Source organism: Spirosoma luteum DSM 19990, from assembly GCF_000374065.1.
In the GTDB taxonomy this organism is placed as follows: Bacteria; Bacteroidota; Bacteroidia; order Cytophagales; family Spirosomataceae; genus Spirosoma; species Spirosoma luteum.
Map to the genome: position 1 here is coordinate 220,194 of NZ_KB893257.1, position 12,534 is coordinate 232,727.

Below are 12,534 nucleotides of genomic sequence, written 5' to 3' on the forward strand. Positions count from 1 at the left end.
CGCAATAATTTACCAGCCGTAACCAAGCCATGTCAGACCATCTGCAACCTTTTCAGTCGTTCATTACAACCGCTATTGAACAAATACAGCAGGACCCTCATGCGGTTGGTTTGGGTGCGGGCGGTTCCTGGGCATCGGGTGAAATGGACGCTTATTCGGACCTCGACCTGGTGGTGGTCACGAATCGAAAAATTGCGCCGGACCTCCTTGAGATGCAGGCGTATGCCAATAGGTTCGGTCCGATGCTGGCTTCCTTCCGGGGTGATCATGTGGGCGAAATTCGGTTGCTGATTGTACTCTACGAAGCTTCTCTGCTGCACGTTGATATCAAGTTTCTGTTGCCCGACGAGTTTTATGACCGGATAGAAGACCCGGTCATACTTTGGGAACGATACCAGGCGTTGACGAAAATTATGGAGCAGTCGAGAGCCAAATACCCGCCCTTCGATTTTCAATGGACCGAAGACCGGTTCTGGATCTGGGCGCACTATGCAGCCGTCAAAATTGGCCGGGGGGAGTTTTTCGAAGCCATTGATTTTCTGGCCTTTGTCCGGAATGCCGTGCTGGGGCCGATGCTGCACCTCAAAAATTCGGGTTTGCCCAGGGGCGTGCGCCGGGCCGAAACAACGTTCAAAACGGATGAGCTGACGCAGCTTCGCCGGACGGTGGCTACGCCCGACCGCGCCACCCTGCTTAGTAGTTTATGGGAGGTGATGTATCTTTACGAATCATTGCGCGACGCATTGACCCCGGATACATTCCCGAAAAACAGGGCCGCTCAGCTAGCCGTTACCCGCTATATTTCTACGCTTTAAAACGAATCATTCATTGCCATTTGTGACTGCCAATGACAATGAATGACTGCCAATGACAATGAATGACGACTTTTTTCTCCGACAGACGTTCCAGCTTGCCCGCGAGGGTATGACCACTAATCAGGGCGGGCCGTTTGGCTCCCTTGTTGTTCGCGACGGCAAAATAGTGGGACGGGGCTATAACCAGGTTACCTCAACCAACGACCCTACGGCCCACGCCGAAGTGGTAGCCATCCGGGATGCGTGCCGAAACCTGGGTACGTTTCAACTGGAAGGCTGTACCCTGTATGCCTCCTGCGAACCCTGCCCCATGTGCCTGGGCGCTATTTACTGGGCCAGACCCAGCCGAATTGTGTACGGAGCCTTTCACTCCGACGCAGCCGGTGCCGGTTTCGACGACCAGTTTATCTACGAAGAACTGGACAAACCCCGCGAGGAACGAAAAATTCCGATGCAGCAATTACTACGTGAAGAAGCCAACGCTGTTTTTCAGGAATGGGAAGCCCTGGAAAAACGAATTCCGTACTGACACCGGGCCAGTACAGAAAGGTAAAAAATGGGAAGGCCAGATTGGGGTTAGGCGGGAATTAGTGCATCGCTCATTTGCCGGAGCAGCGCAACTACGTCCCGCTGTCGGGCGAGCCGGTACCGGGCAAATGAAACACCCGCGCCCACTTTTATCGTGTATGCCCAGTTGGGTAACTGCCTGAACATGTCTTCGTCGGTGGTGTCATCCCCAATGCTTACCACAAAGTCATACGGACTGTCTTCGAACAGGGTAGCCGCTACTGTGCCTTTACTGTGCTGAGCGGGTTTTACTTCAATTACTTTACTACCCTGAATAACAGCCAGCGGAACAGACGAGGAAAGGCTGCGGAGCTGGGTGGCCAGTTCAACGGCCTGCCCTTCAATGTCGTCGGATTCTGCCCGCCGGTAATGCCAGGCAATAGCCGTTTCTTTCGCTTCTACAGACGTGCCGGGGAACCGCTCCACAAACTCATCCATTGTGAGCCGAACCGAGTCGACCCAGTCGTCGGCCGTCAAGTCGAGCCGGGTCCAGGGCTTATCTGGATTTTTAAGGAAAGCGCCGTGTTCGGCTACCAGATGAACGGGAATGCCCGTGAACGTTTTTTCGAGAAATGCCCGGTTACGCCCGCTGATAACGACCAGATTACTGTGCTCCGCCAGCGTGTGCAGGGTTTCGGTCAGGGTCTCCGAGAGCCGGGCCTCGGAGGGGTCATTAACGATGGGAGACAGGGTTCCATCGAAGTCAAACAACAGCAAACGCTGCTTAGCTTCGCTAAAAGCGGTTATAAACGGAACAACGGGCAGGGTGGTTTCTAACTCGGGTTGGTTGGTCATGGTATCATCGAAAGCAGTGAAAAAATCGTTACTCCACCGGAAAACGCTGTGGTTTTGCAGGTGATGCTGCATCGCCAGTATTCGTCGTTCCTGTTCAGGCAGCGGCATTGACAGCCCCTGTTTAATGGCGTTTGCCATTTCCTGGGTGTCGGTAGGGTTTATAATCAGGGCGTTGTTTAGTTCCTGAGCGGCTCCGGCCAGTTCACTCAGAATCAATACGCCTTTGTGGTCGTAACGGCTGGCTACAAACTCTTTACAAACCAGGTTCATACCATCCCGGACGGGGGTAATCAGGGCCACATCGCAGGCGGTGTACAGGGCCAGTAATTCGGTAAAATTCAGCGACCGATAAAGGTAGATAATGGGTCGCCAGCCAATGGTGCCAAATTGACCGTTTATCCGCCCGACCGCTTCCTCTATTTCCCGTTTCAGTTCCTGATACTGGCTAATTTTATCCCGGGAGGGGACAACCGTCATCACGAAGGTTACTTTGTCATGCCAGTCCGGATTTTCGGTCAAAAATCGCTCGAATCCCTGCAGGCGGTACGTGATTCCTTTGGTGTAGTCGAGTCGGTCGACGGAAAAAATGATTTTATTGTTTCGGAGTGAGTCCTGGTATTCCTGCCGGGTAGCGACCACTTCGGGCTCCTGACTGCTCCAGTTGAACTTAACAAAGTCGATACTGATGGGGAAGTCTTTCACCAGAACCGAGCGTTCGGGCAGTACCACCCGCTGCTCAATGGTAGGTAAGGCCAGTACTTCAGCAACACTCTGCAAAAAATGCTGGACATAATCAGGCGTGTGGAAACCAACTACATCAGCGCCCAGCAGGCCCTCGATCAGCACCTGCCGCCAGGTGCGGGGCAGTAGTTTAATGATTTCAAAGGTTGGAAAGGGAATGTGGAAAAAGTACCCGATACTGGCATCCGGAACCGCCTGCCGCACCATGTTGGGCAACAGCATTAGCTGGAAATCATGAATCCAGACAAAATCGCCGGGTTCAATCAGGGCGGTTAATTCTTCCAGAAAACGGGTGTTTGCCTGCTGGTAATGCTGAAAGTCGCTTTCGTTGAAGTTGGCATAGGAAGGAAAATAGTGAAACAAAGGCCAGATGAGGTCATTGCTGAATCCTTCGTAAAACCCCTTGTTTACATCGTCGTCTATGAATACCGGGTGGGCCACAAAGGTTTCATTTTCCAGCCTCGATGTGTCGATATGTTTCAGAGAGGAAGCGGCATGACCAACCCAGTGGATTTTGGCCGAGGTTCCCTGCTGGCTTTGCCCCATTCGTTCGGCCATGGATAACACCGCTGAAACCAGACCGCCGGAGTTTTGAATCAGTTCTACCCCTTCTTCTCGCTCCCGAATAGTAAAGGGCAGACGATAGGAAACGATTAATAATCGGTTAAATGTGTTCATGAATGTTGCGGAAGGTTAGTTGTATTTATGTAAATATCGCTGTACTGACTTAGAGGAGGCTTAAGCAAATCTTAGAAAAGTATTAGAATAAGTAGTTGTACCCTCTAAGCAATTTCTAAGTGAATTGTAAGCCAATTCTTAAGGTATCGGTACAAATTGCCACTGATTCAATACGCCAGTCGAAAACACTAAAACCCTCCTGCGGTTAAATAGTTAGTTCTTCGGCGGGCATAAGATGAACGCTTTGTCCCCTGCTATACTACCCACCGAACGTATGTGTGCCGGTTGGTCAATAACAATACTCTTAAAAACTTACTCATGACGGATAACAACACAGATATACAGGCTAACCTACGATGGTATAAGGATGCCATCATTTATGAATTACACATAAAAGCGTTCCGTGACGGTAATGGCGACGGGGTAGGTGATTTTCAGGGCCTGCTTGAGAAACTGGATTATTTACAGGAACTGGGTGTCACGGCTATCTGGTTGCTTCCGTTTTATCCCTCTCCCCTGCGTGACGATGGCTATGACATTGCCGATTATTACACCATTAACCCATCGTACGGGAATATTGCCGAGTTCAAAACGCTACTCAAAGAAGCCCACGACCGGGACCTGAAGGTAATTACCGAACTGGTTATCAACCATTCGTCCGACCAGCACCCCTGGTTTCAGCGGGCACGCCGGGCACCCAAAGGCTCACCCGAACGCGATTACTACGTCTGGACTGATGACCCGACGCAGTGGAAAGACGTACGAATTATTTTCCAGGATTTTGAAACGTCTAACTGGACCTGGGACAACGAAGCGCAGCAGTACTACTGGCACCGCTTTTTCCACCACCAGCCCGACCTGAATTACGACAGCCCGCTGGTGCAGGCCGAAGTATTCAAAATGATCGACTACTGGTGCGAACTGGGCGTTGATGGGTTCCGGCTGGACGCCGTTCCGTACCTGTTTGAACGGGAGGGTACCAACGGCGAAAACCTGCCTGAAACCCACGATTTCCTGAAAAAGCTTCGGTCGCACGTCGACGCGCATTTTCCGGGCGTGGTATTCCTGGCCGAAGCCAACATGTGGCCCGAGGATTCGGCTTCCTACTTTGGCGATGGCGACGAGTGCCACATGAACTACCACTTTCCGGTGATGCCCCGCATGTTCATGGCCCTGCAAATGGAAGACCGGTATCCCCTTACCGATATTTTTGACCAGACCCCCGCTATTCCCGATAACTGCCAGTGGGCTATTTTCCTGCGGAATCACGACGAGCTGACGCTCGAAATGGTGACCGACGAGGAGAGGGATTACATGTACAAGACGTACGCCAAAGACCCGAAGGCGAAAATCAACCTGGGTATCCGGCACCGGCTGGCCCCGCTGATGCAGAACAACCGCAAGAAGATAGAACTGCTGAACAGCCTGTTATTTTCGTTGCCCGGTACCCCGGTTATCTATTACGGTGATGAAATTGGCATGGGCGATAACGTATACCTGGGCGACCGGGATGGCGTACGGACCCCTATGCAATGGTCACCCGACCGTAACGCCGGTTTTTCGAGCACCAATCCGCAAAAACTTTACTTACCTACCATTCTGGACCCGGAATACCATTATGAATCGGTAAACGTGGAAACCCAGCGCAACAATACCTCGTCGTTGTTCTGGTTCATGAAACGGATGATTAACCTGCGCAAGCACTACAAAGCGTTTGGGCGGGGCGATATGAAGTTCCTGAATGTTGAGAATCCCAAAGTGCTGGCGTTTACCCGTACCTACGAGGACCAGACGCTGCTGATTGTGGTCAACCTGTCGAAGTATTCGCAACCGGCACAGGTTGAGTTGAGCGGGTTCGACGGCTACGTGCCGGTAGAAGCCTTCAGCAAAAATGCCTTCCCGCCTATTACCGACAGTGAAATGTATTTCTTCACGCTGGCACCGCATGATTACCAGTGGTTTGTGTTGGAAAAAGCACAAACGGGCGCTGCGAAGGCGCTCAAGTTGCCTATGGTGCGTATCGATGACTGGCATACACTGCTGACTAATGGAACGCGTACCGTGCTGGAAACTGTCGTATTACCCGACTACCTCATGCGGGTCGACTGGTTTGATAAGAAGAAGCAGGCCATGCGCGACGTGACCATTCGCAACCATGCCCGACTCACGCTGGCCGAAGGCACCGCCTATATTGTACTGATTGAAGTGGCCTACGAGCGGGGCCTGCCCGAAACCTTCCAACTGGCTCTGACCTTTGCCAGTGAAGCACAGGCCGACAAGTTGACCCGTAACTGTCCGCAGTCTATTATGGCCGTGGCCGAAATAGGGGAGGACACCGGTGTTCTTTGCGATGGGCTTTACGTTGCCGGGGTGCAGCAGGCATTGCTCCGGCAGATGGCCGAAGCAGGCAGGAACCCGGAGAATGGGCTGCTGTTCGAGAGCAAGCCGGAGCTGAATGCGTACCTCCAAAAAAACAAGGAGATAAAATCCAAACTGCTGATTACCGGCACAGATTACGTATCCATTGGCTACGATACCAATTACCTCCTTAAACTGTATCGCAAAGTAGACCTGTCTATCAACCCCGACGCTGAGTTAACGCACTTTTTATCCGAAACGGCTTCGTTCGCCTACGTACCTGCTCTGGTTGGTTCGGTAGAGATGGTATCGTCCAGCGAGTCGATCATGCTGGGCAATTTGGAAGAAATGGTGGCCCGACACGGGGATGGAAAAACCTACGTGCTGGAGCGAATCAATAACTACATCGAACGAGTTCTTTCCCGAGACAAAGCCAGGGTAGCCGCCCTTATGGACGTGCCGCGTAGTACACTGAGTCAGCCGGTTGGGTTTAAAGACCTGCCCGACGATACTCAGGAGTTGCTGGGCCGACGGGCAGCTGAACAGTCCCGGCTGCTAGGTGTTCGTATCGGTCAGATGCACCTGGCACTGGCCTCGAACAAGACCTTAAAAGATTTTGCCCCCGAAGAGTTCTCGCTGCACTATCAGCGGTCGTTGTTTTCGGGATTGCAATCGCTGGTGCGCGAAACGTACCAGAGCCAGCAACGAAACCTGCAACGCGTTCCGGCCGAGTATCGGCCGGATGTGGAGCGGATGCTGGACCGAAGGGAAGCCATGCTGACGAAGCTGAAACGGATTTACAGCAAGAAACTGGACACGGTTAAAATTCGTATTCATGGCGACCTGCAACTGGAAAAGATTCTGCTGACGGGCAGGGATATTGCCATTCAGGATTTTGGTGGCGACCCAAACCGGAGCTACAGCGAACGGCGGCTGAAACGGTCACCCCTGCGCGATGCAGCAGCCATGATTCGCTCATTCTATTATGTAGCCTACGAAGGGTTCTTTACAACCAATCAGGTTCCCAAAGAGGAAACGGTTCAACTGCTGCCCTACGCCGAATTCTGGGCGCACCACATGAGCGGATTCTTTATGAAAGCATACCTGGAAACGGTACAGGGTAGTTCGTTTGTGCCCAGCCAGCCGGATGATCTGGAATTGATGCTCGAAACGTTCCTGCTCGAAAAGGCCATTGCCGACCTGAATTACGAGCTCAATCACCGCCCCGATTGGGTACGTATTCCGCTCCAGATCATCAAATCGATCATGACGGCTTCGGATCAAGTCACCCCCGAACCGGAACTGGCCTGAGTACGCTGACTTAAGCCAACGGCGTTCATCGGTTACAGATTACTATTAAACCACAAAATCGCCGTGTGATTTACGAATCACACGGCGATTTTGTGGTTGTAGGCCATTAGAAAACAGTTAGGGTATTTCGATTACAGACTCTTTCACTGAGAGCTAAGGCATATCTTCTACCCGGATATTCGTTTGCTCAATTCGGGACAGTTCGGGGAGTTGACCGGCTGAGTAGCGCTGGTCGTACTGCCCAACGGAGGTAGTGTCTTTCTCGTCGCCTTTGTAATTGATGTAATCCTGAAACCGAATACCACCGACCACTTTCGGGTTGATGGCTTTCCGAAAACGGGGACCTCCTTCGCTGTAGGCCAGGTAATCCATGGTGTGGGTTTGCCGGTTAAACCAGTAAAAGAATACGTCGCCGTGGTCTTTGCCACCCCCTTCGGCCCGAAACCGCACCCGTACTTTGTCGTAAACCTGTCCGTCTAGTTTGCTTTCGCCAACCACATCAGCCTGTACGGCGGGGTCGGCTAGCTTGAAAGGCAGCAACACGAAGTACGCCACGGAGTTGACCGCCCGGCTGTATTTGCCCACCTGAGCCGTATCGAGCGTCTGGGGCTGATTGTTCAGCAGCCGGGTAAACGAACTGTTCGTCAGAATTTCTTTGATGGGTGTTCCGGTCGAGTCGGTATAGGTGCGTTCGTACCGAAACTGTCCGCCCTGCTGTTCCAGCATAAGGTGAAACTGGCGAAAATCGAAGGAGATGCGCTTCCCCAGCCAGGCATCGCCCCCGTGGGCAGCAATCGACTGGTTGATAATCGTCTGGCCGGGATTTTGCGGCTGGCAGGCAATCGTAATGAGCAGCAGTAATGAGTAAAGGGTAAGACGATACATACGTTGACAGGAAGAATAAGACTCAAACCGACAAAAAGGCTCCGGACGTAACGACCGGAGCTTCTTCTTTGGTGAACAGCAATCAGGAAACACTTCGTTCAGGGCATTGCTGTCAGTTCAGTTTAATCAGTTCGGCTCCAAGGTGATTCTCGCTGATGAGGGATTTCGCAAATTGATAATGTCCTTTGGGCGCCATCATGTATAGCTTACCCCCCCGCCGACCAGCCAGTACACTGATAAGTTTTAGCTTCGACACGAGCCGACGGGTTTTGTCGGTTTTCAGAATCACTTCGAAATACGATTTCTCGCTGAATACCTTACCCGTAACGTCCGGCACAAACGCTTCCTCATCGTTCTGGCGTTCGTAGGAAATCGGGGTTTCAAAATCGTCGTCATCGGGCAGGTTAGCTTTTATTTCTTCGAAGCCGTGCGCTTCTGCCCAGGAAATTACGGTTGGAATATAGTCCTGCTTGTTCATGATCTGTTGTCGTTAAGTGAAACAAAAGCGGCTCTGTCAGATAATGAGCCGCACCCCACCGAGATCTTCGATGCGGTACTGGAATTTTTGGCTGGGGGAGCCGATAAACATAAAATTGGTCGGTATTCCCCATTTGTTCGACAATTCTTTTATCAATTCGGGGTTGAAAGTACCCTCTATTTTTTCGTAGGTGATGTCAATTTCAGGATAGGCCCGGTCGAGAGTTTCAATATCCCGGTGCAGGTGGACGGGTGCTTTAAATCGGTCATTCTCGACGGTTACAATGCGTAGTCTGTTCGTTTCCTCGTTGTCCTGAATATAAATCATCACCTGGTTGAGGGATGCTATATCATCCCCTTTGGAAAAAAAGACAAACTCCTGGTCGTTGATGCTTTTGATGGTCTGATTGGTCCAGTGGGTAAACCGTTCGATGCTGCGTTTGAGTGGTTTGAACAGGTACAGAATGACCGACAGCAGGCCCTTTAAAATCAGCGAACGGTCCATCATCATCAGGGCAATCAGGAACGTGGGAATGAAGTATTCAAAAAACACCCATAGGTAGCTTGGATTGAGCACCACATTTCCCCAAAGAGCTACACCCACCGCTATCAGTGCCAAAAATACAGTCCCCGTTGTGGCTCGTTCGGGGCGGGGCAGGCGTTTTCGGCGGAGTTTAAGCAACAAGTTGCCGATGCCGAACAGGCCCATTACCGCCAGGAACGAAATGGTATACACACCCGCCAGGGTAGTAAGTTCGCCTGCTGTGCTTAGCAAAATAGCCACGCACAGCAGGAAAAAAAGTAACAGGATAAAGTACGGAGCCTGTCGTTTGTTCTCCTTCAGTAAAAACTGCGGAAAGATGCGGTCCAGCGTCATCCGCTTCATGAGTCCGCTTACGCCCACGAATGAGGTTAGCACGGCACCGCTTAGTACCAGCATCGCATCGACCGATACCAGCCACGAGAGCCACTGGCCACCCGCCCGTTCGCCCATAAAGGCCAGCAGTGATTCCTGGTGGCCTGCTACTTCGCTCATGGGCATAATGCTCAGTGCCAGCAGGGCAATGAGCGGGTTGAAAATGGTAACGATAATCCACATGTTACGGAGTGTTTTGGGAAACACTCCGTCGGCCTGCTCTTCCACGTAATTGGCCGAACTCTCGAAGCCAGAAATGCCCAGCATGGCGGCTGCAAAACCCGCAAATAATTGAAATGAAATACTGTGTTCGGATGGGGTAGAAAAATTGACTGAGAAATTATCCAGCCCATTCTTGAAAACATACCAGCCACAAACTAAACACAGAACAACCAGCGTAACCAGATGAAAGATAAAGATGATTACAGCCGCTTTTGACGACTCCTTCAATCCGAGCAGGTTCAGCAGAAAAAACAGGAGCAACAGCCCAATGGTACCCGCTATTATCGGGACCGCATCACTAAACAGGGCCGCATAATGGACGGCCTCGTTCGCCGAAATAACACTCGTGGCCACGTAAGACAGAATGGTCAGGCACGCAGCCAGCGACGCCATCGACTTGTTGGCCGAGTTGAGCAGCACGTTGTAGGCACCCCCATTGAGCGGTAAGGCCCCAACAACCTCGCCGTAAATTTTACGAAACAAAAACAGCGTTCCGCCTACCAGCAGCAGCGATATCCAGGCATATTGCCCGGCGTACAGAATGCTGAGTGCCGACACATAAAGGCACGAGGAACTGATATCATTACCACAAATGGCCGATGCGGGAAGTTCACTGAGTTTGGTATGCGTTGGTTGCATGAATAACGTGGCGTAAAGTCACTGCTAATCTAAAGTAATTTTACGCGTTCTGATGCTCTTTTGATGGACTGGTTGACAGTTCATTTCTAAACCAGACTTCCTGCTGGGGAAATGGAATGGTAATGGTATGTTGACGGAATAATTCGTCGACCCGAAAACGGAGATCGCTTTTTACGACTTCGATTCGCAAAAACTCGTAGCTGTAAAAAAACAGTTTAAAATCCAGCGATGACGAGCCAAACTCCCGAAACTGCACCGTAGCCGGGGGATTTTTCAAGATTTGACCGTGCTCGTTGGCCGCTTTGAGCAGCAGCGATTTAACCAGCCCCAAATCACTGCCGTAAGCAACGCCCACATCGACATGAAAACGGGTTGGACGATTGTTGTGCGACCAGTTGATGACCGTATCTTCTACCAGTTTCGAGTTCGGCACTATTTTGACGGTTTCGTCCCGCGTTTCTACTTTGGAGGTGCGCAAACCAATCTCTTTTACCATCACAATCGTGTCGTCAATCACCACCATGTCATCTACCCGAACCGTACCTTCCACCAGCAAAATAATCCCCGAAAACAGGTCTTTGAAGGTTTGTTGCAGCCCCAGACCAATACCAACCAACAGGGCAGCACCACCGGCCAGCAGTACGGATGGCTGAATGCCCAATGACTGCATGACCAGTATAATAACGATTGGGTACAGGGCATATTTAATTAGCTGATTGATGGCAAACTGCTGACCTACCGCTACGTTCCGGCGTTTATAGAACAGTTGCAGAACGTATTTTTTCAGCAGGTGCAGGAGTACCCTTGCTAAAACGATAACCAGCAGGGCCGAACAAATATCGGCCACGGTAAGCGTGAAGGCTTTGAGGTGAATTAATTCAAAATTCAGGAACTGGCGAACGGTGTTCATGCGTGTAATGAGCTGGTTTATACAGGCGATACGGCAGGAGGGATACGTAGGCCAATTTCCTGATCATTACTTAATCTCTGCTTAATATCAACTTAGAATTTGATAAGAAGCTGTTTGAGCTAGCAATTTGAGTCGAAAAGCGATGGGTTTTGGTCTTAGGCAAGGCACTTTCACAGGCCGTAGCCTTAGTTACGGGCTAGGAAAGTAACGCAGACTAAGGACAAAAGACGAGTTTTTAGGCCAAAGTGATTAACTCAAACAGCTTTTAAGAGCGTACGGATGAATCCTTTTCACTAGAGAAGGGCAGCTCCAAATACCCCGGCACTATCGCCTAGTTTGGGTTTCAGAAAAAGCGTACTGAGTTTACCGCTGTTGAACACGTATTTTTTGGCTCGCTCTACCCCTTCTGTATAAAGCAAATCGACATTACCGACGCCCCCGCCCAGGACGATGGCATCCGGGTCCAGGATGTTGACCAGGGTCGATACGGCCCGGCCAAAGTTTTCGAGTAACCGCTCAATGGTAGCCGCAGCGTACGGATCGATGCCTTGCTGGTAGCGTTCGAGAATAACCTTCAGGGTGCGTTCCTCTCCGCTTTGCTCCCGGTAAAATCGCTGGAGGGCCGGACCGGAAATGACCTGCTCATTACAACCCCGTTTGCCGCAATAGCATTCGTAGCCGTTCTCTTCCAGGATGTTATGGCCCCACTCACCCCCAATTCCCTGCCGACCGGCCTGCACCACGGGGCGGCCGTCGGAGCCCCGGAACACCACGCCCCCACCTACACCCGTTCCCAGAATAACACCGAACACCATCCGAAAGTCGGGGATGACATCCTGTACAATACCCATGGTGGCTTCGGACAGGGCAAAGCAATTCGCATCATTCGTGGTGGAAACCGGCACCCCCAGCGTACGGGCCAGATCGTCCCGGAATGGTTGCCCATTGATGAAGGTCATGTTCGAGTTTTTCATCGTGCCGGTTTCAGGATCCATCGTGCCGGGCGTGCAAAAACCAATCTTCTCGGGCCGTAAACCCGTTTCGTCCTTGAGTAGTTGTATGAGTTTTCCAATCTGGCTTACTACATGGTCATAACCCAGGTGGGATTCGGTGTCGATTCGCTTGCGGATGATAACTGAATCCGGAGACGGGGAGGATAAAATAACGCCTTCGATTTTGGTGCCGCCTAAATCGACACCCCAGTAGGTTTGCATGGGTAT

General features: G+C 51.4%; 9 protein-coding genes. 3 read left to right on the forward strand and 6 right to left on the reverse strand.

Annotation, left to right across the window (positions count from 1 at the left end; genetic code table 11):
• The first annotated feature begins 29 nt into the window (after nt 1-29).
• Nucleotides 30-815, forward strand: coding sequence for a nucleotidyltransferase domain-containing protein (locus B156_RS0113955; RefSeq protein ID WP_018620359.1), 786 nt, complete (start codon nt 30-32; stop codon nt 813-815).
• A 58-nt stretch (nt 816-873) separates the two neighbouring features.
• Entirely contained in the window at nt 874-1,344 is a 471-nt protein-coding gene (locus B156_RS0113960; RefSeq protein ID WP_018620360.1) for a nucleoside deaminase, read from the forward strand.
• 47 nt (nt 1,345-1,391) lie between these two features.
• Here the strand turns inward: B156_RS0113960 and B156_RS0113965 are convergent, their stop codons facing one another.
• Nucleotides 1,392-3,596, reverse strand: a complete 2,205-nt coding sequence (locus B156_RS0113965; RefSeq protein ID WP_018620361.1) for a bifunctional alpha,alpha-trehalose-phosphate synthase (UDP-forming)/trehalose-phosphatase — start codon at nt 3,594-3,596, stop codon at nt 1,392-1,394.
• A 318-nt stretch (nt 3,597-3,914) separates the two neighbouring features.
• Here B156_RS0113965 and treS point away from each other — a divergent pair, with 318 nt between their 5' ends.
• The gene (gene treS / locus B156_RS0113970) at nt 3,915-7,265 is read left to right on the forward strand and encodes a maltose alpha-D-glucosyltransferase (RefSeq protein WP_018620362.1); all 3,351 of its coding nucleotides are present in this window, start codon (nt 3,915-3,917) and stop codon (nt 7,263-7,265) included.
• Nucleotides 7,266-7,418: 153 nt separating this feature from the next.
• Here the strand turns inward: treS and B156_RS0113975 are convergent, their stop codons facing one another.
• The 5 genes from B156_RS0113975 to B156_RS0113995 all read right to left on the reverse strand — a co-directional run bounded on the left by B156_RS0113975 (nt 7,419) and on the right by B156_RS0113995 (nt 12,528).
• Nucleotides 7,419-8,150, reverse strand: coding sequence for a DUF6503 family protein (locus B156_RS0113975; RefSeq protein ID WP_018620363.1), 732 nt, complete (start codon nt 8,148-8,150; stop codon nt 7,419-7,421).
• A 112-nt stretch (nt 8,151-8,262) separates the two neighbouring features.
• Nucleotides 8,263-8,628: a hypothetical protein gene (locus B156_RS0113980; RefSeq protein ID WP_018620364.1), complete on the reverse strand. Its 366-nt coding sequence runs from the start codon at nt 8,626-8,628 to the stop codon at nt 8,263-8,265.
• Nucleotides 8,629-8,664: 36 nt separating this feature from the next.
• Nucleotides 8,665-10,404: an APC family permease gene (locus tag B156_RS0113985; protein ID WP_018620365.1), complete on the reverse strand. Its 1,740-nt coding sequence runs from the start codon at nt 10,402-10,404 to the stop codon at nt 8,665-8,667.
• Nucleotides 10,405-10,444: 40 nt separating this feature from the next.
• Complete coding sequence (locus B156_RS0113990; protein ID WP_018620366.1) at nt 10,445-11,314, reverse strand: mechanosensitive ion channel family protein; 870 nt, start codon at nt 11,312-11,314, stop codon at nt 10,445-10,447.
• Nucleotides 11,315-11,607: 293 nt separating this feature from the next.
• On the reverse strand, nt 11,608-12,528 hold the full coding sequence (locus tag B156_RS0113995; protein WP_018620367.1) for an ROK family protein: 921 nt from the start codon (nt 12,526-12,528) through the stop codon (nt 11,608-11,610).
• Between the last annotated feature and the right edge of the window lie 6 nt (nt 12,529-12,534).